Annotated in this window: 23 protein-coding genes; all 23 read left to right on the top strand. The window is 59.8% G+C overall.

Going from position 1 to position 24777, the window contains the following annotated elements:
- Positions 1-33: 33 nt before the first annotated feature.
- The gene (locus ELR57_RS14790) at positions 34-837 is read left to right on the top strand and encodes an undecaprenyl pyrophosphate synthase (protein ID WP_126959868.1); all 804 of its coding nucleotides are present in this window, start codon (positions 34-36) and stop codon (positions 835-837) included.
- 3 nt (positions 838-840) lie between these two features.
- Positions 841-1632: a phosphatidate cytidylyltransferase gene (locus ELR57_RS14785; protein ID WP_126959867.1), complete on the top strand. Its 792-nt coding sequence runs from the start codon at positions 841-843 to the stop codon at positions 1630-1632.
- 39 nt (positions 1633-1671) lie between these two features.
- The gene (locus tag ELR57_RS14780) at positions 1672-2826 is read left to right on the top strand and encodes a 1-deoxy-D-xylulose-5-phosphate reductoisomerase (RefSeq protein ID WP_126959866.1); all 1155 of its coding nucleotides are present in this window, start codon (positions 1672-1674) and stop codon (positions 2824-2826) included.
- A gap of 98 nt (positions 2827-2924) precedes the next feature.
- The gene (rseP, locus tag ELR57_RS14775; RefSeq protein WP_126959865.1) at positions 2925-4187 is read left to right on the top strand and encodes an RIP metalloprotease RseP; all 1263 of its coding nucleotides are present in this window, start codon (positions 2925-2927) and stop codon (positions 4185-4187) included.
- A 26-nt stretch (positions 4188-4213) separates the two neighbouring features.
- Positions 4214-5662, top strand: a complete 1449-nt coding sequence (proS, locus tag ELR57_RS14770; RefSeq protein WP_126959864.1) for a proline--tRNA ligase — start codon at positions 4214-4216, stop codon at positions 5660-5662.
- Between the two features lie 249 nt (positions 5663-5911).
- Positions 5912-6562 carry an ethanolamine utilization microcompartment protein EutL gene (gene eutL, locus ELR57_RS14765; RefSeq protein WP_126959863.1) on the top strand — a complete coding sequence of 217 codons (651 nt, stop codon included), beginning with the start codon at positions 5912-5914 and terminating at the stop codon, positions 6560-6562.
- Positions 6563-6582: 20 nt separating this feature from the next.
- A complete protein-coding gene (locus ELR57_RS28540; RefSeq protein ID WP_126959862.1) occupies positions 6583-6981 on the top strand; it encodes a BMC domain-containing protein in 399 nt (132 codons plus the stop codon).
- Positions 6978-8477 carry an acetaldehyde dehydrogenase (acetylating) gene (locus tag ELR57_RS14755; protein WP_126959861.1) on the top strand — a complete coding sequence of 500 codons (1500 nt, stop codon included), beginning with the start codon at positions 6978-6980 and terminating at the stop codon, positions 8475-8477. Before ELR57_RS28540 ends, ELR57_RS14755 begins: the two co-directional genes overlap by 4 nt.
- Positions 8478-8571: 94 nt before the next feature.
- Positions 8572-8859 carry an ethanolamine utilization microcompartment protein EutM gene (gene eutM, locus ELR57_RS14750; protein ID WP_126959860.1) on the top strand — a complete coding sequence of 96 codons (288 nt, stop codon included), beginning with the start codon at positions 8572-8574 and terminating at the stop codon, positions 8857-8859.
- 8 nt (positions 8860-8867) lie between these two features.
- Entirely contained in the window at positions 8868-9662 is a 795-nt protein-coding gene (pduL, locus tag ELR57_RS14745) for a phosphate propanoyltransferase (RefSeq protein WP_126959859.1), read from the top strand.
- A 28-nt stretch (positions 9663-9690) separates the two neighbouring features.
- On the top strand, positions 9691-10557 hold the full coding sequence (locus ELR57_RS14740) for a hypothetical protein (RefSeq protein ID WP_126959858.1): 867 nt from the start codon (positions 9691-9693) through the stop codon (positions 10555-10557).
- Positions 10558-10567: 10 nt separating this feature from the next.
- A complete protein-coding gene (locus tag ELR57_RS14735; protein ID WP_126959857.1) occupies positions 10568-10843 on the top strand; it encodes a EutN/CcmL family microcompartment protein in 276 nt (91 codons plus the stop codon).
- Positions 10844-10869: 26 nt separating this feature from the next.
- Positions 10870-11214: a BMC domain-containing protein gene (locus ELR57_RS14730; protein ID WP_126959856.1), complete on the top strand. Its 345-nt coding sequence runs from the start codon at positions 10870-10872 to the stop codon at positions 11212-11214.
- Positions 11215-11219: 5 nt separating this feature from the next.
- Positions 11220-11657, top strand: coding sequence for a EutP/PduV family microcompartment system protein (locus ELR57_RS14725; RefSeq protein WP_126959855.1), 438 nt, complete (start codon positions 11220-11222; stop codon positions 11655-11657).
- Between the two features lie 22 nt (positions 11658-11679).
- Positions 11680-13137: a sensor histidine kinase gene (locus tag ELR57_RS14720; protein WP_238162535.1), complete on the top strand. Its 1458-nt coding sequence runs from the start codon at positions 11680-11682 to the stop codon at positions 13135-13137.
- Positions 13134-13742 carry an ANTAR domain-containing response regulator gene (locus tag ELR57_RS14715; RefSeq protein ID WP_126959854.1) on the top strand — a complete coding sequence of 203 codons (609 nt, stop codon included), beginning with the start codon at positions 13134-13136 and terminating at the stop codon, positions 13740-13742. Before ELR57_RS14720 ends, ELR57_RS14715 begins: the two co-directional genes overlap by 4 nt.
- On the top strand, positions 13739-15232 hold the full coding sequence (locus ELR57_RS14710; protein WP_238162534.1) for an ethanolamine ammonia-lyase reactivating factor EutA: 1494 nt from the start codon (positions 13739-13741) through the stop codon (positions 15230-15232). The genes ELR57_RS14715 and ELR57_RS14710 overlap by 4 nt, the downstream gene beginning before the upstream one ends.
- Positions 15229-16590 carry an ethanolamine ammonia-lyase subunit EutB gene (locus ELR57_RS14705; RefSeq protein ID WP_126959853.1) on the top strand — a complete coding sequence of 454 codons (1362 nt, stop codon included), beginning with the start codon at positions 15229-15231 and terminating at the stop codon, positions 16588-16590. The genes ELR57_RS14710 and ELR57_RS14705 overlap by 4 nt, the downstream gene beginning before the upstream one ends.
- A gap of 236 nt (positions 16591-16826) precedes the next feature.
- Positions 16827-17720, top strand: a complete 894-nt coding sequence (gene eutC / locus ELR57_RS14700; protein ID WP_126959852.1) for an ethanolamine ammonia-lyase subunit EutC — start codon at positions 16827-16829, stop codon at positions 17718-17720.
- Between the two features lie 55 nt (positions 17721-17775).
- Complete coding sequence (locus ELR57_RS28500) at positions 17776-17904, top strand: hypothetical protein (RefSeq protein ID WP_255414940.1); 129 nt, start codon at positions 17776-17778, stop codon at positions 17902-17904.
- A gap of 43 nt (positions 17905-17947) precedes the next feature.
- Complete coding sequence (locus ELR57_RS14695; RefSeq protein WP_126959851.1) at positions 17948-19513, top strand: amino acid permease; 1566 nt, start codon at positions 17948-17950, stop codon at positions 19511-19513.
- Positions 19514-19795: 282 nt separating this feature from the next.
- A complete protein-coding gene (locus ELR57_RS14690; protein WP_126959850.1) occupies positions 19796-24118 on the top strand; it encodes a PolC-type DNA polymerase III in 4323 nt (1440 codons plus the stop codon).
- 187 nt (positions 24119-24305) lie between these two features.
- Entirely contained in the window at positions 24306-24767 is a 462-nt protein-coding gene (gene rimP, locus ELR57_RS14685) for a ribosome maturation factor RimP (protein ID WP_126959849.1), read from the top strand.
- Positions 24768-24777 lie beyond the last annotated feature (10 nt).

Raw genomic sequence — 24777 nt, 5'->3', positions numbered from 1 at the left:
GGGTTTATTGTTCTTGGACCAGGGGGTACGACCATGATGAACCGTTTCAGAAGCTGGGCGCAACGCCTGAAGAGTGACAAGGCACAGGATAAGAAGAACGCGATAAAGGCGACGGAGCAGAGCGGTGAAGGGTCGAGAGAGAATGTGCCGCGGCATGTGGCGATCATCATGGATGGCAACGGCCGCTGGGCGAAAGCCAGGGGACTGCCTCGTATTGCGGGCCACCACAGCGGAATGAAAGCCATCAAGAGGATCACCAAGGAAGCGGATCGGCTTGGAGTCCGATATCTGACCTTATACGCCTTTTCTACAGAGAATTGGAAGCGCCCTAAAGCCGAAGTTGATTTTCTAATGAAGCTGCCGCAGGAATTTCTATCTCTCGAATTGGATGAGCTCATTGCGAACAACGTCCAGGTAAGAATGATGGGAATCGAGAATCTTCTGCCGGATTTTACGCTGGCAGCCATCGAAGAAGCCGTTCGCAAGACCGCCGGGAATACGGGACTTGTGCTTAATTTTGCTCTTAATTACGGAAGCCGGCTCGAGATGGTGGAGGCGGCACGCAAGCTTGCCAAGCAGACAGCGAACGGTGAATTAGACCCGGATTCCATCGACGAGAAGCTGTTCGAGTCGAATCTTCTAAGCAGCGATCTGCCTGATCCGGACCTGCTTATTCGCACAAGCGGCGAACTGCGTCTGTCGAACTTCATGCTGTGGCAGCTGGCTTACAGCGAATTCTGGTTTACCGATATCTACTGGCCTGAGTTTAACGAACAACATTTGAATGATGCGATCTGCGAGTACCAACGCAGGGCTAGGCGCTACGGGGGGCTGTAATCGATGATACAGCGTTTGATATCCGGTATTGTGGCGGGACTTATCTTTCTCGGAGTCATTTTCCTAGGGGGCGGGTATTATTCCGCCTTTCTTTCGATTGTCGCTCTTGTCGGGTATCGGGAATACGTAAAGCTGAATCAGTTCCCCTCGTTTCGGTGGGACGTTCTCGCGGGTTATGCGGGCGTTCTTCTGCTCTCCATTCCGGTTATGCCTTTCGGATGGGAGCCGGTATCGATCGAGAGCTGTACCTGGCTGCTCATGTTCCTGCTCCTGACGGCGACCGTCTTCAGCAAGAATCGCGTTCACCTCGAACACGCCAGCCTGCTGTTCCTCGGGGCGTTCTACATAGGAATCGGATTCCGTTACATGGTCGTTACGCGCGACCTGGAGCATGGCGTCTTCTGGACGCTGCTGACCTTCTTCTGCATCTGGGCCTCGGACGCGGGAGCTTATTTCGTCGGACGAGCTATCGGGAAGACGAAGCTATGGCCCGCGATCAGCCCCAACAAGACGGTGGAGGGAGCGATCGGAGGACTCGTGATCTCCGTCATCGTGGCTATCGTCTTCTACTTTATTCATCCGAATTGGATTCACTTCTGGCAGGCGATCGGAATCGCTCTCGCCGCGGCCGTCGCGGGCACGCTTGGCGATCTGATTCAGTCGGCTTACAAGCGGCTGCGCGGCGTGAAGGATTCGGGCAATCTGATGCCCGGGCACGGCGGCGCCCTTGACCGGACCGACAGCTGGCTCATCGTGTTCCCATTCGTTCATTTTCTCGGCCTGCTGCCGCACTGACGGAGATCACGCATTTCTTTAACTTCATGGAGGACGAAGATGCCGACTAGAAAAATTGCCGTACTGGGCAGCACGGGGTCGATCGGAACGCAGACGCTGGATGTCGTGTCGAGGGACCCCGAGTCGTATGAAGTCGTCGCGCTGGCGGCGGGAGCCAACGGAGACTTGCTGCTGGAGCAAGCCCATCGATTCCGACCGCGAGTCGTATCGGTCGCTTCCGAAGAGACGGCGGAGAAGCTGCGCGGGCAGCTACCGCCCGGAACGAAGCTGCTCGTCGGAGAAGAAGGGCTTACCGAGGTCTCGTCGGGCAGCGGAGCGGATTACGTCGTTTGCGCTCTGGTAGGATCGCTGGGCTTGCGCTCGACGCTGGCGGCGATCGACGCCGGAGCGGCCATCGGCTTGGCGAACAAGGAAACGCTCGTCACGGCCGGCCATATCGTAACGAAACGCGCGAAGGAGAAGGGCGTGCCTCTGCTCCCGATCGACAGCGAGCACTCGGCTATCTTCCAATGCTTGAACGGCGAAGATAGCAAAGCGATCAAGCGGCTGCTCATTACCGCTTCCGGAGGCAGCTTCCGCGACCGCTCGAGAGAAGAGCTTGTCGGCGTCACGGTCGAGGACGCCCTGAAGCATCCCAACTGGTCGATGGGCGCCAAGATAACGATCGATTCGGCGACGATGGTAAACAAGGGTCTAGAAGTGATCGAAGCTCACTGGCTGTTCGGCCTGCCTTACAATCGGATTGACGTCGTCCTTCATCCCGAGAGCATCGTCCACTCGATGGTCGAGTTCGCCGATACAAGCGTTATCGCTCAGCTCGGCAACCCGGATATGCGCGTGCCGATCCAATATGCGCTCACGTATCCGGAACGTCGTCCGTCCCCAGCCGCTCCTCTGGACTTGATCAAGGCAGGCACCCTTCATTTTCGCGAGATGGACTTTGCCCGTTATCCATGCCTTCGAATGGCCTACGAGGCCGGACGCGCGGGCGGAACGACGACAACGGCGTTCAATGCGGCCAACGAAGCGGCGGTCGCGCGCTTCCTGCGCGGCGAAATCTCTTTCCTCTCGATTGAGTCCATTATCGAGAAGGTTCTGGAGAAGCACGCGGCTTCGGCGATCGCGCTGCCCGATCTCGGCACGATTCTCGAGACGGACGCCTGGGCTCGCCGCGAGGCAGGCTCGATCAAATAATTGAGACAAACTTCCCCCCGGACCGTATTCTCTTGTAACGGCTCGGAGAATAATGTTAATCTAAGGACAGCCGTCACAGGCAACGGGGGTAGAATCGCATGGAAATGATTCAAGTCGTATTTCTGACGGTATTGGTATTCTTCGTGCTGGTCACGATACATGAGTTCGGTCATTTTTATTTCGCTAAGCGCGCGGGCATTCTCGTGAGGGAATTCGCGATCGGCTTCGGCCCGAAGCTCTTCTCTATTAAGAGAGGCGAGACTCGGTATACGCTGCGGCTCTTGCCGGCGGGCGGCTTCGTTCGGATGGCGGGAGATGATCCCGAGATCGTCGAGATGCAGCCCGGACAGACCGTCGGCCTTCGCGTCAAGGACGGCAAGGTTACCCGTTTCTATCTCGACCGGCTGGACGAACGCTCCCAGATCGTTCGAGGCGAGATCGTCAAGCTGGATATCGAGAGAGAGCTGTTCGTCACGTTGGACGTGGATGGCGATATCGAACGCTATGACGTCCATCCTCAAGCCCTCGTGATGACGAGAGGGCAAGAGACTCAGATCGCCCCGGTCGACCGGCAATTCGGCAGCGTGTCCACCGGCAAACGTGCCATGGCGATCTTCGCCGGCCCGATGATGAACTTTATTCTCGCGTTCTTCCTGTTCGCGCTCTACCTTCAGATGGCCGGCGTAGCCGTCGAGCATCCGTCCAAGGTATTCGTCAGCGGAACGGAAACGGGAGCTCCTGCGGCCGAATCCGGTTTACATAAGGGCGATTGGATCAAGACGGTGAACGGTGCGGAGATCGGCGGGGACAGCAACCTGCTGATCGAGAAGATTCAAGCGTCCGCGGGCAAACCGATGGAATGGGTTGTCGAGCGGGACGGACAGAATGTCACCATCAACGTCACTCCCGACAAGGCTACCGGCAAGGTCGGGCTTTATTTGAGGCCGGAGATGAGGCAAGCGGGCTTCTTCGAGACGTTCAAGTTCGCGGGAACGACGATGGCGGACATGACGGAGAGAATCTTCCAGAGCCTCGGCAAGATCGTCACGCTAGACTTCAAACTGGACGATCTGGGCGGACCGGTCCGCACCGCCGACATGACCGCGCAGATCGCGAAGCAGGGCTTGCCGGAATTGACCTCTTGGGCGGCCGTTCTCAGCCTATACCTGGGAATCTTCAACCTGCTTCCGATTCCCGCATTGGATGGAAGCCGGCTTCTCTTCATCGGGCTCGAGGCGGTGCGCGGCAAGCCGGTGGATCCGAACCGGGAAGGGATGGTTCACTTCATCGGATTCGCGATGCTTATGCTGCTTATGGTCGTCGTTACCTATAACGATATTTTACGATTGGTCAAAAATTAGCCGTTGTCAGGGGTTGGAGAACCGATATGTCGAAGGATAAAGCGTTCGTAAGTGAAATAACGCCGCAAGCGGAGGACTTCTCCCGCTGGTATATAGACGTCATCAAGAAAGCCGAGCTCATGGATTATTCCCCGGTTCGCGGCTGCATCGTCTTCCGGCCGGAAGGGTACGAGATCTGGGAGAACATTCAGAAGGATCTGGATCGCCGTTTCAAGGAAACGGGCCATCGCAATGCTTACTTCCCGATGTTCATTCCGGAGAGCTTCTTCCAGAAGGAGAAGGAGCACGTCGAAGGGTTTAACCCCGAGCTTCCGTTCGTCACCGAAGCCGGCGGCGAGATTCTTGAGGAGCGTTTGGCGGTTCGCCCGACGTCCGAAACGATGTTCGGCCATATGTATTCGAAGTGGATCCAGTCTTATCGGGACCTGCCGATGCTGATCAACCAATGGGCGAACGTCGTTCGCTGGGAGAAGCGCACGCTGCCGTTCCTGCGGACAAGCGAGTTCCTCTGGCAGGAAGGCCATACGGCTCACGAGGACGAAGCGGATGCCCGCAAGGAAACGATGACGATGCTCGACGTCTACACGGAATTCGTCGAGAACGTGCTGGCGATTCCGGTAATCAAGGGGCAGAAGACGCCGTCCGAGAAGTTCGCCGGAGCGGTCGATACCTACTCCATCGAAGCGATGATGAGAGACGGCCGCGCGGTTCAAGCGGGAACGTCCCACTATCTCGGAACGAACTTCGCGGTCGCTTTCGATATCAAGTATCTGAGCCGCGACAATAACCTGGAGTTCTGCCACACGACTTCGTGGGGCGTGAGCACGCGCCTGATCGGAGCGCTCATCATGGTGCACGGCGACGACAGAGGGCTTGTGCTGCCTCCTAAGGTTGCGCCTACGCAGCTGATCATGATCCCGATCGGACCACCGAAGACCCGCGAGCAAGTCATCGCCAAGACGGATGAGATTTACGCCCAGCTGAAGGCTGCCGGAGTCCGCGTCCGCGTGGACGATCGTTCCGACGTGTCGCCAGGCTGGAAGTTCAACGAATACGAGATGCGCGGCGTGCCGATCCGTCTGGAGCTTGGACCTCGCGACCTGGAGAACGGCGTCTGCGTCCTCGTCTCCAGGGTAACCGGCGAGAAGAAGCAGGTTCCGCTCGACAATATCGTCGCCGAGGTGCAAGCGGCTCTCGAAGCGGCTCATCAGGACCTGTTCGACCGCGCGCTGCAATTCCGCGAAGAGAACTTCTATTCCGTCGAGACGTTGGACGAGCTCAAGGCTTCCGCCGACGAGAAGAGAGGCTTCGCTCTTGCCGGTTGGTGCGGCTCCGACGCCTGCGAGAAGCAGGTCAAGGAAGAGACGGGCTACACGAGCCGCAACATTCCGTTCGAAGCGGCGGAGACGAAGACGAAGTGTCTTGTCTGCGGCGACGACGCCAAGCATACGGTCGTATTCGCCAAGGCTTACTAAGCCGCGGCCGATCCCGACAAGAACCGCCCCCCCGGGCGGTTCTTGTCGCATAAATAGGCATTCGGTAACGCTTGTCAAGGCGGGGGCCCTCCGGTTAAAGTAGTAGCCAAGGTACCCATAACAGCATAGTAACTTTTGGGCAATGGCGCCTGAGACATGAAGAGGGATCCGATGGGAACCCCCGTTCTTTGATCTCGGGCGCTTTTTGTTGTACGGATAACCAACCTTGTCCCGGAGAGGTGAAGATGCGTGTTGCCGATTCGCGCCATTCCGCTCGCCGTAAGAATTATACCGAACGTGGATCCGGGCTTGGCGTCCCGCTTGGAGCTAAGGCCGGGAATCCGCAGCCTGGGTCTTATGACTTCCAGCATCGACGACGTCGGCTACACGGCGATCGACGAAGCGACCAAGAAATCGTCGGTAGAGGTGGTTTACGCCAAATCGTTCTACGCGGGTTCCGCTCACGCCTCCGGCCCGTTGTCGGGCGAATTCATCGGGGTCATCGGGGGCGAGTCGCCGGCTGAAGTCAGAAGCGGGCTGGAAGCCGCGATCGAACTGATGGAGAACGGAGCTTGCTTCTATGCGTTGGATGAGCAGGCTACGCATGCGTATTATGCGCATGTCGTCTCCCGTACCGGTTCGTACTTGTCCCAAGCGGCCGGCATCAGCGAAGGGGATCCGCTGGCTTATTTGATCGCGCCTCCGCTTGAAGCGCTATTCGGTCTCGATGCGGCGCTCAAGGCCGCAGACGTACGTTTGTGCCAATTCTACGGACCGCCGACGGAGACGAACTTCGCCGGCGGTCTTCTGACGGGGAGCCAGTCGGCATGCGCCGCCGCCGCGGAGGCTTTCGCCTCGGCGGTGAGATCCGTTGCGGCCGCCCCGACAAGATTGGGCTAAGCGGATAGGAGGAAAAATAGTTGAAAGCGTATCCATTCGCGTTGGGACTGATAGAGACTTGGGGCGTGCCGGCTCTGATCGCGGCTGCCGACGCAGCCGCCAAGACGGCGGACGTTCGCGTGACGGCCTACGAGCAAGCGGATGCCGGACTTGTGACGGTATACCTATGGGGAGACGTCGCTTCCGTTCGGGCCGCGGTGGATGCCGGCAAAGAAGCGGCCAGCCGGGTCGGCAAGCTGATCTCGGCCCACGTCATACCACGTCCTGACGGGAGCGTTCCGCCGATGCTGCGAGGATCGGCGGGTTTGGCGGGTTCGGCGGGCAAAGCCGCGGAGAACGACAAGCCTCCACCGCTTCCGAGGCCGCCCGGAAGGCCTCGGAAGCCGACCGCAGGCAAAGAGGAGGGAGCGGATTCATGAGGCTGGATGCCGATTTGCATTCGATCCAGGAGGTTCGCGATTCTCTTACGGAGGCGAACGCGGCTCAGAAGAAGCTGGAACGGCTGACGCAGCGGCAGATCGACGAGATCGTTCGGGCGATGGCGAACGCGGCGGATGCGGAAGCCGAGCGGCTCGGCGCCATGGCCGTCGAAGAGACGGGGTACGGGAAGCCGGCGGACAAAGCCGCCAAGAACCGGTTCGTCGCCCGCAGCGTGTACGAGGCGATCAAGGACATGCCGACCGTCGGCATTATCCGCAAGGATGAGAGTACGAAGGTCTGGGAAGTCGCGCAGCCCGTCGGGGTGATCGCGGCGATCATTCCTTCGACCAATCCGACGTCGACCGTCATCTTTAAGTGCTTGATCGCCCTCAAAGCGCGCAACGCCATCGTGATCAGTCCCCATCCCGCCGCGTTCGAATGCTGCAGGGAGGCGGCAAGGGCGATGCGCCTGGCGGCCGAGGAAGCGGGAGCGCCCGAAGGCCTTATCCATTGCTTGTCGCGGCCGACTCTCGAAGCAAGCGAGGAATTGATGCGGCATCCGTTGACGGATCTGATCCTGGCGACGGGAGGAGCGGGGATGGTGAAGGCAGCCTACAGCTCCGGCAAGCCGGCTTACGGCGTCGGACCCGGCAATGTGCCTGTCTATGTTCACTCCAGCGCCGACCTCCCCAGAGCCGTCAGGCAAATCGTTCAGAGCAAGACGTTCGATTGGGGCACGATCTGCGCATCCGAGCAAGCGATCGTCGTCGACCGCAGGATCAAAGTCCAATTGGCGGAAGAGCTCAAGCGGCACGGCGCACACTTCCTGTCGGGGACCGACAAGATCAAGGTCGCTTCCGTCATCCTGGAGGGCTCGGGCCGGAGCCTGAATCCCCGCGTGGTCGGCAAGTCTCCGCAAGCGATCGCCGCGATGGCCGCCATTGAAGTGCCATCCGACGCCCGATTGCTGATTGCGGAGGAGAACGAAGTCGGGCTTGCCGCTCCTTGGTCGGTCGAGAAGCTTAGCCCCTTGCTCGCGCTGTACACCGTGAACGATTGGGAGGAGGGCTGCCGGAGGTGCATGGAGCTTCTCGAGCTGGGGGGGCTGGGGCACACGGTCGGCATCCATTGCGAGGAGACGGCGATCATCGAGGCGTTCGGCTTGGAGAAGCCCGCCTCGCGTATCATCGTCAACGCCGGCACGACGTTCGGCGGCATCGGGGCGGTTACCGGCCTGCAGCCGTCCATGACGCTCGGGTGCGGGGCTTACGGCAACAACATCACTTCGGATAACATCGGACCGCAGCATCTGCTGAATATCAAACGCGTCGCGTTCGGGATCCGAGAGATGCCCGATTCCGAAGCGGAGTCCGCCTATGAGCTCGCATCGGAACGGGCGGCGCGGACGCTGGCCGAACGTGGGGGACCGCCGATCAGCCGCGACGAGGTTCGGCGCATCGTGCAAGCCGTGCTGGCGGAGCTGCAGGTTCAATAAACGCAGGCAAGGTTTTGCGCCTTATTCGCGGTTAAACGGAAAGTCCAAATAACGAGATCGAACATTCGAACGATCATTCGAGGAGGAATCGGCAATGGCAGGAGAGCTCGCGGCATTGGGCATGATCGAAACGAAAGGACTGGTAGGTTCGATCGAAGCGGCGGACGCGATGGTCAAAGCGGCTAACGTCAGGCTGATCGGCAAGGTTCATGTAGGAGGAGGCCTGGTCACCGTCATGGTGCGGGGCGACGTCGGCGCGGTGAAGGCCGCGACGGATGCGGGAGCGGCAGCCGCGGAGAAAGTGGGGGAGCTGGTGTCGGTGCACGTCATTCCGCGTCCGCACGGGGATATCGAATTCATTCTGCCTAAGCTCGAAGGGTAACGTCCCGGATGGCGATTATTACCGAAGCGGACCTGCGCGCGCGTCTCGCCGAAGGCCTTCCTAATCCGCTTCCGATCGGGGAGAGTGATAGGCTGACGCCGGCCGCTTCCGACTTTCTTAAGGCCAGGGGGATCGACGTTCGGAGGGCGGAGGGCCGTTCCCGAAGGGATGTCGACGCTTACGACGATTCTCCCGATGGAATCCGTTCCATCGCCTTGCGAACGATTCCCGTGGGGGTCTCGAATCGGCATGTCCATCTCTCGCCCGAGCACGTGGAAGCTTTATTCGGGCCCGGACATCGGTTGACGCCTCTGAGGGAGCTGAAGCAGCAGGGGCAATTCGCCGCGAGGGAGACGGTGTCGTTGATCGGACCGAGAGGGATCCTGACGAACGTTCGCGTACTCGGTCCTTCCCGGGGCGTTACTCAAGTGGAGATCTCGAGAACGGACGGCTATGCGCTCGGAATTCATCCGCCCATCCGCCTGTCCGGGGATCATGCCGATACGCCGGGCATCGCCGTGGCGGGGGAGAGAGGCGCGGTCGTGCTCGGCAGCGGCGTAATCGTGGCCCGCAACCACGTCCACATGTCCGACGAAGAGGCGAGAAGCTTCGGCGTATCGAACGGCGATCGGTTGTCGGTACGTTCCTTGGGAGACCGGCCTGTCGTATTCGCCGACGTCGCGGTTCGGGTGAGCCCGGCGTTCCGCTTGGAGATGCATATCGACCTGGACGAGGCGAACGCGGCGAATTTGAAGACGGGCGATGTCGTCCGATTGCTCGGCATTAGCGCCGGCGAAGACTAAAACGGGTGCCGCGAGGGGGCAGCCAAACGTGGAATTAAACAAGCTTGTGGAAACTATCGTGCGCGAGATCGTCGGCAAGCTCGGCCAATCGCCGGTTCGGCCATTCAAATTGTTGTTCGTCTGTGCGGATTCCGCCGCATACGAAGCGTATTCGGATCAATACATCCTGCTGCAGAAGCACGGAATCGCCTTCGATCTGCTGTTTCTCGACGGTGCGGCGTCGGCCTGGCTGGGGTCGCGCCGAATCGAGAGCTCCGGCTGCGGCAGGGCGATTGCCGCCGACGAATTCGCGCCTTCGCCGCTCGAGCTGCCGCTCGAATACGACGGCCTTCTCCTTCCGGAGGTCGATCTGGACAGCCTCGGGAGAGCGACGCTTGCCATTCGGGGCACCGTCCTGTCGGATCTGCTGTTCGGGGCGCTCGTTCTGGGCAAGCCGGCCTGGATCGGCGAAGATTCGCCGGGCCTTACGCGGGCGGATCGGAGGACGCTGAAGACGTTAAAGCTTCCGAAGCCTTACCAGAACCTATTCGATTATTACAAGCAAGAGCTGACCATGTACGGCGCGAGCTTCGGCCCAATGCATCAGCTTGCCGAGCTGGCGGCCGATTTCTTCGACCGGACGGAAGCCGAACGTACCAAGTCCGCCGCATTAACGATAGAAGAGACCTATTCTCCGCCCGCAACGGGAGAGCAAGCGATTCCCGCCGCTTCGAACGAAGGGGCGGCAACGATCCGGTTCGAGGGCAGGCTCGTCTCGGCCGAATGGGTCGAACGGCAGGCGGAGAAAGGGAGCTTCTCGAGGCTCTCCCTCGGGAAGAGAACTCTCGTATCGCCGCTCGCACGGGATCTGCTAAGAGACAGGGGAGTCTTCGTCTACGTCGGGGAGGAAGGGTGAGGAGACGCATATGTTTCTGGGACTCGTCATCGGCAGCGTGTGGGCAACGCAGAAAGAAGAAGGAATGGACAATCTGAAGCTGCTGATCGTACAGCCGATGGACTTTCACGATCGGGAAGCGGGCTCGACGGTTATCGCGGCGGATCGGATCGGCGCCGGAGTCGGCGAGAAGGTGATCGTCTCGCGGGGAAGTCCGGCTCGCATTCTGTTCAGCGGCAAGCAAGTGCCGGTGGACGCGATGATCGTCGGAATCATAGACAGTTTCGAGCTTGGGGAACAGCCCTAAAGCTGACTTGAAGGGAGGAGCGCCCGTTGGAGGAGCAAGGCAAGACGAGAGTCATCCAGGAGTACGTTCCCGGCAAGCAGCTTACGCTCGCCCATATCATTGCCAATCCCGACCCCGTGCTGTATACGAAGCTGGGAATCGAAGAAGCGAACGCTCTGGGCATCATGACGCTTACGCCGACGGAGACCGCCATTATCGCGGCGGATATCGCCACCAAAGCGGCGGGCGTGGGGATCGGCTACCTGGACCGCTTCACCGGCTCGCTCGTCATCGTGGGCGAAGTCTCGGCGGTAGAGATGGCGCTGGAGGCCGTGAACGGCTTCTTGCAGAGCAAGCTGAAGTTTGCGGCGGCACCGCTGACGCGGTCGTAGCGCGGATGAGAAAAATCATGATCGTCGGAGCGGTCGCCGCCGGCAAGTCCACGCTAATCAAGGCGCTGCTCGGGGAGCAAGGCCCTGCCGCCAAGACGCAAAGCCTGCTCTACCGCGATTGGACGATCGATACGCCGGGAGAGTACAGCGAGAATCCGCTTTTTTACCGGTCCCTGATGGCGACCTCGCATGAGGCGGCGGCCGTTCTGCTCGTACAGGACGCGACGCGGGAACGCCAGTCCTTGCCGCCGGGCTTCGCCGGGGGATTCCCGGTGCCGGCGCTCGGAGCCGTTACCAAGTCCGATCACCCGAAGGCGGACGCCGAGAGAGCCGTAAAGCTGCTTCGCCAGTCGTTGGGGCAGGGCGAGATCGTCCTTACGTCCGCGCGAAGCCTGCAGGGCATCGATGAGCTGCGGGAGAAGCTGTTGGCGATCGTTCGATAACCTCAAGGCGGAGGGGTTGTGCATGATACCGAGTTTCGAATGGTGCCTGTCGCGCACCACCCTGAATGAAGAGGAAGCTCGCAGGATCGCCGAATTGGCGGCAAGCTTGCAGCTCATCGCCGACGTGTCCCAATCGGATGTCTTTATCGATTGTCCGACAACCGACCCCGGCGCGGCGCTCGTCGTGGCCCAAGCGCATCCGTCCACTTTCCCGTCGATGTACCGGACGTCCGTCGTCGGGCAGATGGCCTATGCGCGCAACGAGCCGGCCGTTCTTTTCTCCTTGGTATCCGGTCAGCCCGTCGTCGGTTCCCGGGGGATCTCGCAGGAGCAGATTCCGATCCAGCAGAATGTGGTGCCGATTCGCGCGGTTGCGGGAGAAAAGGTCATCGGAGCGCTCATCATGGAGCGGGACATCAGAGAGCAGGTCGAGCGGGAGCGCCATGTGGAGCGGCTTCAGGAGACGACCGAGCAGCTGGGCGAGACCTTGCTGCGGATGGCGGTAGCAAGCGGAGGCATGCAATCGCTGATGCACGAAGGAATCGTCCTCTTCGACGAGTCCGAACGCGTGATCTACACGAATCCCCAAGCCGTGCGCATGCTTCGGGATATCGGCTTCTCCGGTTCTCCGGTCAACCGCGGCGTCGCGGAACTGTTCGGCGATCTGGCGGATTCCGGAGAGCTGCTGAGCGCGTCCGGCATCTTCGATCGGGATATTCGAACGGGTGACGCCGCGTTCGTCCTGAAGGCGGTTCCGGTGTACAGCGGGCAGCGGGCCGTCGGAGGCTTCATGCTGATTCGGGATATCTCGGAGCTGATCGAGAAGGAGAAGAGGCTGAAGCTTCAATCGGCCGTCATCATGGAGATCCATCATCGGGTCAAGAACAACCTGCAGACGGTATCCAGCTTGCTGCGGCTGCAGATGAGAAGAACGAAGCATGCGGAAGCGGAGAAAATGGTCCGGGACAGCATCAATCGGATCAACAGCATTGCCGTCATTCACGAGATGCTCGCGTACGAGGGGGACGATCGGATCTCCTTTAACGAAGTGGCCGAACGCATCGCCAAGAACGTCGTCTCCTCCTCCGCGCGTCCGGAGCAGTCGATTCGCGTGACGACGGCCGGGCCGTCCGTCTCGCTGTCCTCCGACGAAGCGACGACTCTCGCCTTGGTCGTCAACGAATTGGTGCAGAACTGCGTGACCCACGCGTTCGCCGACCGAACGGCGGGGATAGCGACGATCTCCTTCGACGCGAACGGCTCTTCCATCCGCATGACGGTAGCGGACGACGGGAGCGGAATCAAGATGACGGATGACCCGTCGGAGAAGTCCCGCAAGCATCTGGGGCTTAAGATCGTGGAGACGCTCGTCGCGGAAAATTTAAACGGAGAGCTGGCGATGGAATCCGGAGAGAATGGAACGGCCATTCATATCGCTTTTCCTCTAGATCGCGGCCCGAGGAAGGAGGAGTTCCGATGAGACCGGCCATCGTGATCGTGGACGATGATCCGATTATCCGTTTGGACCTTCGAGAGATGCTGGAAGAGGAGGGCTACCGGATCGCGGGCGAAGCCAAGAACGGCACGGAGGCGATCGAGCTCGCGGCCAGGCTGAAGCCGGAGCTCGTCATCATGGACGTGAAGATGCCGGCGATGAACGGGATCAAGGCGGCCGATGTCATTCGCAAGCTGCGGAACCAGGATACTTCGGTTCTGCTGCTGACCGCATACAGCCAGAAGGAGTTCGTGCGGGAAGCGCGGTCGGCGGGTGTGTCCGCCTACCTAGTCAAGCCCGTATCGGAGGAACACTTGATTCCGGCGGTGGAGATCGTGCTCGGCCAGCGGGAGAAAATGGCGTCGCTGCGGAGAGAGCTGCAGGAGCTCCGGCAATCCGTCGAGGATCGCAAAGTGATCGAGAGGGCCAAAGGCGCGCTCATGAGAGAGATGTCCTGCGACGAGGAGGAGGCTTATCGGCGATTAAGGGAAGCGAGCATGTTCAGCCGCGAGCCTATGCCTCATCTGGCGAAGAGGCTGCTTGCCGACGGCGTCGGAGCTTGGCGCGAGAAGGAGAGGAACGAGGCTTGACCGGCGGGTTGGACGAAGGGACGTGGATCCCCAGCGTCGGGATCGACGTCGGGACAAGCACGACCAAGCTGATCGTCAGCCGCCTTCGGCTCGCTCGCTCCTCGAGCTTGACGAGCATGCCACGGTACGAGATCAAGGAACGCGTGCTCGTGTATCAAAGCGCTATCTACGAGACGCCTCTTCGCAGCGAGGACGAAGTGGATGCGGACCGCCTATGGGACATCCTGCTCGGCGAATACGGTAAAGCCGGCATTCGGGCGTCGGACCTGAAGTCGGGAGCCGTCATCATTACGGGAGAGACGGCAACCAAGAACAATGCCCGGCAGATCGTGCATCGCTTGGCGGAGCGTTCCGGAGATTTCGTGGTCGCCGCGGCGGGAGCCGATCTGGAAGGCTTGCTCGCCGGCAAGGGAGCGGGGGCGGAAGAGCGTTCGAAGCGGACGAGGGGAGCCGTCTGCAACATCGACATCGGCGGAGGAACGGCGAACGCCGCTTTCTTCCATCGGGGCAAGCCCGCGGGCACCGTTACGTTCCATGTCGGCGGCCGCTTGATCCGGCTGGAACCGGACGGCAGAGTCGCGTCGGTCTCGTCTTCGCTTCGACCCTGGCTTGAAGCGCGCGGATGGCAGTTGCAGAAGGGACAGAGGCTCCTCTTCGACCAGTTGAAGAACCTGTGCACCGCGCTGGGCCGGGATATGCTGGATTATCTGGCCGGGGCGGCCTATCCCGGCGGGCATTCCAACAGGGCCTTACTGCTAGGGGAACCTCCGGAGAGTCTTCCGAAGCCGGAAGAATGGACGTTCTCCGGCGGCATCGGACAATTGATGCAGGGGAAGGAGATTACCGCTCTGGCCGACGCGGCCGTCTATGGCGACATCGGCCCGCTATTGGCGCACGAGCTGAAGGAGCTCGCGGCGAACTACCCGATCCGATTGGGCCGACCGGACGAGACGGTCAGGGCGACCGTCATCGGAGCGGGGATGCAGACGACGGAGATCAGCGGGGCGACCGCGCACTTGGAGCCTTCGCTTCTGCCGATCCGCAATCTCCCCGTCATAAAGGCGGAGCTCTGTCCGGAGGCTTCCGATCCCGCGGAGAAGCTGGAGGATGCGATCGAGAGGACGATTCGCCACGGCGCCGGCTTGTACGCGCTGGATTCCTCCGCGCGGTTTGCGCTTGCCCTCTCGGGCATGGAACGATTCGGCTACAAGGAGCTTCAGAGACTGGCCGATGCGTTGGCCCAAGCCTATCGGGGGCATCTGCGGGACGCCGAGGCTATCGTGATCCTGTGCGAGAACGACATGGCGAAGGCGCTTGGCCAAGCGCTGGAGCGCCGGTTCGGCACCGGGACGAGAATCGTCTGCATCGACCAGATCCGCGCGGAGTTCGGCGATTACGTCGACCTGGGAGAACCGATCTCCGGCGCCATGACGCCTGTCGTCGTCAAGACGCTGGCTTTTCACAAGAGCTTGGGAGGGAACGGAGGATGAAGCTGAAGACTTTGGCGTTCGGGAGAACGTATCAGTTCCGAGAGCTCAAGGAAGTGATGGCGAAGGCGAACGAAGAGAAGTCCGGGGACCAGCTCGCGGGCATCGCGGCGGAAGATGCCAAAGAACGAATGGCGGCCAAGCTCGTGCTGTCCGACCTGACGCTCGAGGACATTCGCAATCATCCGCTCATTCCTCCCGAATCCGACGAGGTGTCCAGGGTCATCGAGGAAGCGGTGAACGAACCGATCTATCGGCAGATCCGGCAATGGACGGTAGCGGAGCTCCGCGAGTTCCTGCTGCAGCAGGGCACGGACCAAGATCAGATCCGGCGCGTCGGACGCGGTTTAACCAGCGAGATGGTCGCCGCCGTCGCGAAGCTCATGACGAACCTGGATCTCGTGCAAGCCGCCGCCAAGATCGAGGTCGTCTCCCATTGCAACATTACGATTGGCCAACGCGGCGTATTGGCGGGAAGGGCTCAGCCGAATCATCCGACCGACAGCCTGCAGGGAATGAAGGCGTCGTTATACGAAGCGCTAAGCTATGGGATCGGCGACGCGGTGCTCGGCATCAACCCGGTCATCGATTCCCCGGACAGCGTCAAAGCCTTGCTGGACGCGACCAAGGAGATCATGGAGAAGTGGCGGATTCCGACCCAGAATTGCGTGCTGGCCCACGTGCAGACGCAGATGAAGGCAATCCGGTCCGGAGCGCCGGCAGACCTGATCTTCCAGAGCCTGGCGGGGACGCAATCCGGCAATACGGCGTTCGGCATCGACGTTGCGCTTCTGGACGAAGCGGATGACTTGATTCGGCGGGAAGGTACCGGAACGGGACCGAATCTCTGGTATTTCGAGACCGGCCAAGGCTCGGAGCTGTCGGGAGAAGCGCATCACGGCGTCGATCAGGTGACGCTGGAATCTCGCTGCTACGGCCTTGCCCGCCGATACAAGCCGTTCATCGTCAATACGGTCGTCGGCTTCATCGGGCCGGAGTATCTGTACGACAGCAAGCAGGTGATCCGAGCCGGCCTGGAGGATCACTTCATGGGCAAGCTTCAGCAGCTTCCGATGGGCGTGGACGTCTGCTACACGAACCATATGAAAGCGGACCAGAACGACATGGACAATCTTGCCGTCCTGCTGTCGGCCGCCGGAGTCAACTATTTAATCGGCGTGCCGATGGCGGACGATTGCATGCTGAACTACCAATCGACCAGCTACCATGACATCGCCACCCTACGGGAGACGATGAGGCTCCGTCCCGCGCCCGCTTTCGAAGCTTGGCTGGAGACGATGGGGCTGATGGCGAACGGACGGCTGACGCCGCGCGCCGGCGATCCGACGATCTTTATGTGAGCGGCGAGGGGAGGAACGCGCGGATGAACCAAACAAGCCCGGCAAGGCAAACGCCAGAAACAAGCTTTACAAGTCATGCAAGCTATACAAGTCCTGCAAATCCTGCAAGCCCTGCGAATCATGCAAGCCATACGAGCAATACCGGTCAACCGAATCCATCGCTCCCATTAAGCCTATCGAATCCATCGAGCCAAACGAGCCAACCGATTCCGATCGAACAATTGGTGGATAAAGTGATGGCCGAGTTGGCCTATCGGTTCTCTTCCGCCGGAAGCGGGGGGATCGCAAGCGGGGAACTCGACGATGGCACGGATAAATCCAACGCGGATCATACGTCCGTCTCGGTTGGAACCGATGCATCGGACGAAGCCGAAGCTGCGGAAGCGGGCTCTCCTTTCGGGGAAGGGCTTCACCGCGTCCCGAACCCGGCCTGGGAGGAAGGCATGGGCGAACTGCTCTCCAGCACGCCTGCTCGAATCGGCGTTTGGCGCGCGGGAACGAGACCGCTCACGAAGGAAGTGCTGAAGTTCCGCTGCGATCATGCGGCGGCGATCGATTCCGTCTATGGCGAAGTCGATCCGTCCTTGCTGCAGGAATTCGGCCTGTTCACGGTACATACCCGATTCGGCAGCACCGAGAATTACTTGAAGCGGCCCGATATGGGCCGCATCGTCGCCGAGGAAGGCGTGCAGCTCATCCGTTCGCGCTGCAAGGCGCGTCCGCAGGTGCAGGTCGTCGTCTCCGACGGCTTAAGCGCGAACGCGGTGGATGCGAACCTTCGCGACGTGTATCCGTCCCTGCTCGATTCGCTTGCCGCCTACGGGCTCGAATGCGGGACGCCGTTCTTCGTTCGGGGCGGCCGGGTAGCGGTCATGGACCACATCGGAGAGCTGCTTCAGCCGGAGACGCTGGTTCTCCTGATCGGGGAACGTCCCGGCCTGGTGTCCTCGCGCTCTCTTAGCGCTTATATGTGCTACCGGCCGCGCAAGGGAAAGGTCGAAAGCGATCGGACGGTCATCTCGAACATTCATCGCGGCGGAACGCCTCCGCTCGAAGCGGGCGCCTATATCGGCTCCTTGCTGAAGAAGATGCTGGAGCAGCGCGCGAGCGGCGTTCACCTGAATAGTTAGCCCGGGGAAGTTACTGCGCTGCCTGAAGACGATGCATGCGGGAGGAGGTGGAGCTATGGAACTGACGCTTGGCATTGCGTTGATCGCCGTAACTTGTCTGTTCGCGGTATTCGTCGTAAGAGTGGCGAGCAAGAACGTGCGAGAATTCGACGAGAGCAAGCACGAGAGCTTCCTGGGCAAGTGACGTGGGATTAGCCGCTCCGCAAATTCGGTGAGGAGGTTATTCAATGAGTGCGAAACACGTTCATTCGCTGGACAAGGACAAGCATGATTTGAACAAATTCGGCTATGCCCAGGAATTGATGCGAAGCATGGGAGGCTTCTCGAACTTCGCGATCTCGTTCTCGATCATCTCGATTCTGACGGGCGCCGTCTCGCTATACGGCCACGGCCTGAGCTATGGCGGTCCCGGCATGATGGGCTTCGGCTGGCCGCTTGTCGCCCTGTTCGTCATGATCGTCGCGGCATCCATGGCGGAGCTCGCTTCCGCGATCCCCACGGCCGGGGCGTTGTACCACTGGGCCTCGATCCTATGGAACAAGCGGTGGGGCTGGTATACCGCCTGGATCAATCTGATCGGCCAGATCGGCATCGTCTCCGGCATCGACTATTCCGTCGCGCTGTTCGCCGATCCTTTGCTGGGCGACCTGTTCGGGTACGAATCGACGCTGACGACGACGCTCATCGCATTCGCCGTCATTCTGCTCACGCACGGGATTTTCAACCATATCGGCATTCGGATCGTCGCGCGCTTGAACGATTTCTCGGCCTGGTACCATATCGCCGTCGTCGCCGTCCTCGTCGTGAGCCTTGCTTTCTTCACCAAAGGAGGGCTGAACGCCTTCGATTACCTGTTCAAGGTCGGGGAGACGTTCCAGGATAAGCCTTATATGTTCGCTTTCCTGATCGGACTGCTGCAGGCTCAATGGACCTTTACGGGCTTCGACGCGTCCGCCCATACTATCGAGGAGACGATCAACCCCCGGGTACGCGCTCCATGGGGCATCTTCAACGCGGTCGCCTACTCCTTCGTGTTCGGCTTTATCATGCTGGCCTTCGTGACGCTCTCGATCAAGGACGCGGGAGCGGCGGCGGGAGCCGACAACGCGTTCATCTACGTCATCGGTCAAGCGCTCGGAGGCACGTTCGGCAAAGTCGTGCTATGGCTCGTCACTTTCGCCATGTGGTTCTGCGGCATGTCCTCCATCACCTCGTTCTCGCGGATGATGTACGCCTTCTCCCGGGACAAAGGGATGCCGGGAAGCCGCCATTGGGCGCAAATCTCGAAGAAATTCCGCACCCCCGCCAAGGCGATCTGGCTGGCCGTCATCCTGTCGTTCCTGCTGGCTCTGGTCGATTACGTGATCAAGCAAGCGAATCCGGACGCTACCTACACGACGATAGCGTTCCTGACGGCGGTCAGCGTCGTCGGCTTATACGTCGCCTACGGCATTCCGATTCTGCTGAAGCTGATCGCCAAGCGCCAGGGCCGCTTCCTCGACAAGCACCGCGGACCTTGGCACTTGGGCAAATACAGCGACGTCATCGCCGTACTCGCGCTTATCTGGATCGTATTCATCTCGGTGATCATGGTCATTCCTCCGAACGAGATGGCCGGGTACGCGCTCGGCGGCATGATCGTCGTCCTGATCATCATGGATTACGCCTACTATCGCAACAACTTCCCGGGACCTCAGGCGGCGCTGGGCACGTCTATCGAAGAGATTCTTCGCAAGGAGAGAGAGTTGGAGCAATCCAATTCCCAGGACGGCGGCGCCCCGTTCAAAGCCTAGTTCCGCGATGCGAGCCCGGTCGGCGGACCGGGCTTTTTTGGCGTTCCCGTCCATTGTCCGATCTCGCCCGCTGTCGATCTTTGTCTATTGCTGGCCGGCGTGCCGATAAGGTACAATAGACTCCAGTTGAATTTTCCAAGCACGCGTTTAGATGGTTGAAGAACGAACAGCTTCCGTTACTTAAGACGGTCGGAGTGCCGCGTAAGGCGCGAGGACCTCCCTTTGCTGCGGAAGTTTTTGTATTTATACGCGAAGTCGATGGGAATGCGGGGAGGAACGAACATGCAACCGACAGCGGATCAGAAGAATCGATTTGAGCTGCTGCTTAAGCAGTCCGGCATCTCGGCAGAATGGATGGATACCTATTTTCGCAACGGCTACATAGAGCGCGTCGAGATCAACAAAGCGAAGCAGGAATGGCGGATTCACCTCGGACTCGGGGCGATCGTTCCGGCTAATGTTTATGCGGATCTATGGACCAAACTTAAAGGAGAATTGGCCAAAACCGCGGCGAAGGCGATCGAGATTACCGTGAAGTTCCCGGACGAGATCGGGACGAAGCAGATTCTGGAGGAATATTGGAACCTTTTCGTCGTCTGGATGCAGTCGGAAGTCGCTTCCGTCAACGGCTGGCTCGCCAAGGCGAGGATCGAGGCGGAGAACGACCTGGTCACCCTTTACATGCTCGATCAGACCGGACTCGAGATGGCGAAGCGCAAGAATATCGACTCTTACGCGGTGTCCTTCTATGAGACGCGGTTCGGGCGTTCCAGCCGGGTGAAGCTGACGGTCGGCGAGTCGCGCCATGAGGCTTACGAGGAATGGAACCAGAAGATCCAGAAAGAGGAGTCGCTGGCCATTCAGCAGCTCATGGCGAGCTCTCGGGAGGATGCTCCCCTGGAGGAAGCGTCGGGCGATTCGCCTACGACCCTGCAGCACGGATACGAGATCAAGGACAATCCGGTGCCGATTCAGGACATCCGGGAAGAAGAGAAGAAGGTAACCGTCCAAGGGACCGTCTTCGGCCTTGAAGTGAAGGAGCTGCGCAGCGGCAGCACCCTGTTCACGTTCAACGTGACGGATTATACCGATTCGATCTCCGTCAAGATGTTCGCCAAGAACAAGGATGACGTGAAGATGCTCTCGCTGATCGAGAACGGCAAGTGGCTGAAGCTTCGCGGCCGTATCGAATACGACCGGTTCCTCAACCCGCCGGAGCTGGTCATGATGCCGAGCGACGCGCGGGAGCTGCAGCCAAGGCCGCCCCGCAAGGACGAATCCGAGGAGAAGCGGGTCGAGTTCCACCTGCACACGACGATGAGCACGATGGACGCGGTAACTCCCGTCGGCGAATACGTCAAGACCGCGGCCAAGTGGGGCCATAAGGCGATCGCCGTAACCGACCACTCGAACGTGCAGTGCTTCCCGGATGCCGCCAAGGCGGGCAAGAAGCACGGCATCAAGGTCATCTACGGGGTCGAGGCCAACGTCGTGAACGATTCCGTGCCGATGGTGCTGAATCCGCGCGAGCAGCAGCTGGCGGATGCGACCTATGTCGTGTTCGATATCGAGACGACGGGCCTGTCGGTAACGGCGAACAAGATCATCGAGCTTGCCGGCGTGAAGATGAAGGACGGCAAGGAGATCGATCGCTTCGCTACCTTCATCAACCCGCACGAGCCGATTCCATATAATATCCAGCAGCTGACGAACATCAACGACGATATGGTGAAGGACGCGCCGGAGCTGGAACCGAAGATCAAGGAATTTATCGAATTCATCGAAGACGCGATTCTCGTCGCCCATAATGCCCGGTTCGATATCGGGTTCATGCAGCAGGCGTGCAAGCAGCTCGGCCTGCCTCCGATTCCGAACCCGGTGCTCGATACTTTGGAACTGGCCCGTTTCATCCATCCGACGATGAAGAACCACCGATTGAACACGTTGTCGGCTCTTTACAAGGTTGCGTTGGAGAGCCATCACCGAGCCATCGACGATACGCTCGCGCTCGCGGGAATCTTGAACGGTCTCCTGAAGGACGCCGCGGCGCGCAGCGTATTCGACCTAGGGAAGCTCAACGAGGTGAACGAGAACAGCTGGAAGACGACGCGCCCGTTCCACTGCTCGATCTATGCGACGAACGCGGTCGGCAAGAAGAATCTGTTCAAGCTGATCTCTCTCTCTCACACGGACTATTTTCATAAAGTTGCCTGCATCCCCCGCAGCAAGCTCATGGAGATGCGGGAAGGCCTTCTGATTCTGTCGGGCTGCGAGAAAGGCGAACTTTACGAGAGCGTGCTCAACAAGTCGTTGGAAGAAGCCGAAGAGGTCGCTCAGTTCTACGACGTGCTGGAGGTTCAGCCGTTGGATTTCTATATGCACTTGCTGGACAAAGGCCTTGTCGGAAGCCGGGCCGAGCTGGAGGAGGCGCTGCGCAAGATCGTCCGCATCGGCGAGAAGCAGGGGAAGCCGGTCGTCGCTACCGGGAACGTGCATTATCTCGAGCCGCGCGACAAGCTGTTCCGCGACATCACGATTCACGGGATAACCGGCTTCAGTCCGCTTAAGGACCAGCGCAAGCCGGATGCGCACTTCCGCACGACGGCGGAGATGCTTCAGGAGTTTGCCTTCCTGGGAGCGGATAAGGCGCGCGAAGTGGTCATAACGAACACGAACGAGCTGGCGGACCGGTTCGAGGAGATCAAGCTGTTCCCCGACGAGCTGTTCACCCCGATCCTCGAAGGAGCGGACGACGAGATTCGCAACACCTGCTACGACACCGCCAAGGCCATGTACGGGGACGAGCTTCCCGACGTCGTCGTGAAGCGGCTGGAGAAGGAGCTCGTGCCGATCATCAAGTACGGCTTCTCGGCGAACTACCTGATCTCCGAGCGGCTCGTCAAGAAATCGAACGCGGACGGCTACCTGGTCGGCTCGCGGGGATCGGTCGGCTCGTCCGTGGTCGCGATGTTCCTCGGCATCTCGGAGGTTAACCCGCTGCCCGCCCACTACCTGTGCAGGAATTCGGAATGCAGGCACAGCGAATGGATTCTCGACGGCAGCGTGCCCAGCGGCTTCGACATGCCGGACAAGCCTTGCCCGAACTGCGGAACGATCATGAAGGGCGACGGCCAAGACATTCCGTTCGAGACGTTCCTCGGGTTCAAGGGCGACAAGGTTCCCGATATCGACCTTAACTTCTCGGGCGAATACCAGCCGCACGCGCACAACTTCACGAAGGTCATGTTCGGGGAGAAAAACGTGTTCCGGGCGGGGACGATCGGCACCGTCGCCGAGAAGACGGCGTTCGGCTTCGCCAAGAAATACGAGGAAGAGCACGGGAAGTCCTGGCGCGGGGCGGAGCTGAACCGGCTCGCGGCGGGGTGTACCGGAGTGAAGCGAAGCACCGGCCAGCATCCGGGCGGCATCGTCGTCGTTCCGGACTACATCGAAGTGGAAGATATCACGCCGGTCCAATATCCGGCCGACGATACGAGCGCCGAGTGGAAGACCACTCACTTCGATTATCACGCCTTCGACGCGAACCTGCTGAAGCTCGATATTCTGGGGCACGACGATCCGACGATGATGCGGATGCTGCAGGACTTGACCGGCGTGGACCCGACGACGATTCCGATGAACGATCCGAAGGTCATGAGCATCTTCAGCTCCGTCGACGCCCTCGGCGTCCGGCCGGACCAGATCCGGACTCCCGTCGCGACGTACGGCGTTCCCGAGATGGGAACTCGATTCGTTCGCCAGATGCTCGAAGAGACGAAGCCGTCCTCGTTCGCCGACTTGCTTCAGATATCGGGGCTGTCGCACGGAACGGGCGTATGGCTCGGCAACGCGCAGGAGCTGATCAAGAACGGCACGTGCACGATCAAGACGGTTATCGGGTGCCGCGACGACATCATGCTGTACCTGATTTACAAGGCGGGCATGGACGCGTCGCTCGCGTTCAAGATCACGGAGAGCGTCCGTAAGGGCAAAGGATTGACGCAGGAATGGATCGAAGAAATGAAGCGCTGCGGAGTGCCGCAATGGTACATCGATTCCTGCCTGCGCATCGAGTACATGTTCCCGAAGGCGCACGCCTCCGCTTACGTCATCTCCGCGGTGCGGACCGCGTACTTCAAGCTGTATTACCCGATCCAATATTATGCGACCTACTATTCGGTGCGCGCCGCCGACTTCGACGTCGACCTGTTCTGCCAAGGCTACGACGCCATCCTGAAGATGCTCGTCGAGATCGAACAGAAGGGCTTCCAGGCGACGACCAAGGAGAAGAACATGATCTCCATCCTCGAGATGGGGCTCGAGATGACGGCCCGCGGCTTCAAGTTCAAGCCGATCGACCTGTACCGTTCGGACGCGACGCGCTTCATCATCGACGGAGACTCGCTCATTCCTCCGTTCGCGGCGATCGCCGGCATCGGGGAGAACGCGGCCAAGAGCATCGCGGCATCCCGCGACGACGGCGAGTATCTGTCAGTCGAAGACTTCCAGCGCAGGTCCAAGGCGAGCAAGACGATCGTCGAGGTTCTGTCCGGAATGGGATGCTTCCGGGGCCTGCCGGAATCGAACCAGCTATCGCTTTTCTAGGCTTCCTTATGCCAAAATTTCAATTGCTATCCGATTCAAGGTTATGGTATATTATTTCTGGTAATCATGTGGATATCACTGTCTGCAGAAGAGTGGGGAAACCCACTCTTTCCGTTTTGCCATGGGACTTTTCGGTCTTACGCAGCGGAAGCGATAGAGCCATTCGCAGCAAGCGGGAGGTCATGATTTGAGCGTATCCAAGATCAAATCCATCGTAGAAGCCTTCGTCTCTCCGTTCCTGGAAGAGAACGGCTATCAGCTTGTGGATGTAGAGTATGTGAAAGAAGGAAGCAACTGGTTCCTCCGCGTCTATGCGGATAAGGAAGGCGGCATCGATCTGGACGATTGCAGCCGCATAACCGAATTCGTCAGCGCGAAGCTGGATGAGCTGGATCCGATCACCGACCCTTACTTCCTGGAAGTAAGCTCGCCGGGAGCGGAGCGTCCGCTGAAGAAGCCCGAGGATGTGGCCAAGGCCGTCGGCAAGCATGTGTTTGTCACGACTTACGAGCCTTTTGACGGCGCCAAAGAGTTCGAAGGAAGGCTGGCAAGCTTCGACGGACAAGAGATGCAGATCGAGATCGGCCGTCGTACGACTTCCATCCCTTACGATAAAGTGGCCTCGGCTCGCCTGGCCATTGTTTTCTAATCCTGGAAGG

Origin of the sequence: Cohnella sp. AR92, assembly GCF_003990975.1 — a bacterium.
Lineage (GTDB): Bacteria > Bacillota > Bacilli > Paenibacillales > Paenibacillaceae > Cohnella.
This window is presented reverse-complemented; position numbering and strand designations above follow the sequence as displayed.

Excerpts from the sequence above, each read along its gene's own strand:
- ELR57_RS14695 (WP_126959851.1), top strand. The coding sequence starts at position 17,948 with ATGAGTGCGAAACACGTTCATTCGCTGGACAAGGACAAGCATGATTTG.
- ELR57_RS28500 (WP_255414940.1), top strand. The coding sequence starts at position 17,776 with ATGGAACTGACGCTTGGCATTGCGTTGATCGCCGTAACTTGTCTGTTC.
- ELR57_RS14755 (WP_126959861.1), top strand. The coding sequence starts at position 6,978 with ATGAGGCTGGATGCCGATTTGCATTCGATCCAGGAGGTTCGCGATTCT.
- rseP (WP_126959865.1), top strand. The coding sequence starts at position 2,925 with ATGGAAATGATTCAAGTCGTATTTCTGACGGTATTGGTATTCTTCGTG.
- pduL (WP_126959859.1), top strand. The coding sequence starts at position 8,868 with ATGGCGATTATTACCGAAGCGGACCTGCGCGCGCGTCTCGCCGAAGGC.
- ELR57_RS14780 (WP_126959866.1), top strand. The coding sequence starts at position 1,672 with ATGCCGACTAGAAAAATTGCCGTACTGGGCAGCACGGGGTCGATCGGA.
- ELR57_RS14715 (WP_126959854.1), top strand. The coding sequence starts at position 13,134 with ATGAGACCGGCCATCGTGATCGTGGACGATGATCCGATTATCCGTTTG.
- eutC (WP_126959852.1), top strand. The coding sequence starts at position 16,827 with ATGGCCGAGTTGGCCTATCGGTTCTCTTCCGCCGGAAGCGGGGGGATC.
- ELR57_RS14720 (WP_238162535.1), top strand. The coding sequence starts at position 11,680 with ATGATACCGAGTTTCGAATGGTGCCTGTCGCGCACCACCCTGAATGAA.
- ELR57_RS14725 (WP_126959855.1), top strand. The coding sequence starts at position 11,220 with ATGAGAAAAATCATGATCGTCGGAGCGGTCGCCGCCGGCAAGTCCACG.
- ELR57_RS14735 (WP_126959857.1), top strand. The coding sequence starts at position 10,568 with ATGTTTCTGGGACTCGTCATCGGCAGCGTGTGGGCAACGCAGAAAGAA.
- proS (WP_126959864.1), top strand. The coding sequence starts at position 4,214 with ATGTCGAAGGATAAAGCGTTCGTAAGTGAAATAACGCCGCAAGCGGAG.
- ELR57_RS14690 (WP_126959850.1), top strand. The coding sequence starts at position 19,796 with ATGCAACCGACAGCGGATCAGAAGAATCGATTTGAGCTGCTGCTTAAG.
- eutM (WP_126959860.1), top strand. The coding sequence starts at position 8,572 with ATGGCAGGAGAGCTCGCGGCATTGGGCATGATCGAAACGAAAGGACTG.
- ELR57_RS14785 (WP_126959867.1), top strand. The coding sequence starts at position 841 with ATGATACAGCGTTTGATATCCGGTATTGTGGCGGGACTTATCTTTCTC.
- ELR57_RS14790 (WP_126959868.1), top strand. The coding sequence starts at position 34 with ATGATGAACCGTTTCAGAAGCTGGGCGCAACGCCTGAAGAGTGACAAG.
- ELR57_RS14705 (WP_126959853.1), top strand. The coding sequence starts at position 15,229 with ATGAAGCTGAAGACTTTGGCGTTCGGGAGAACGTATCAGTTCCGAGAG.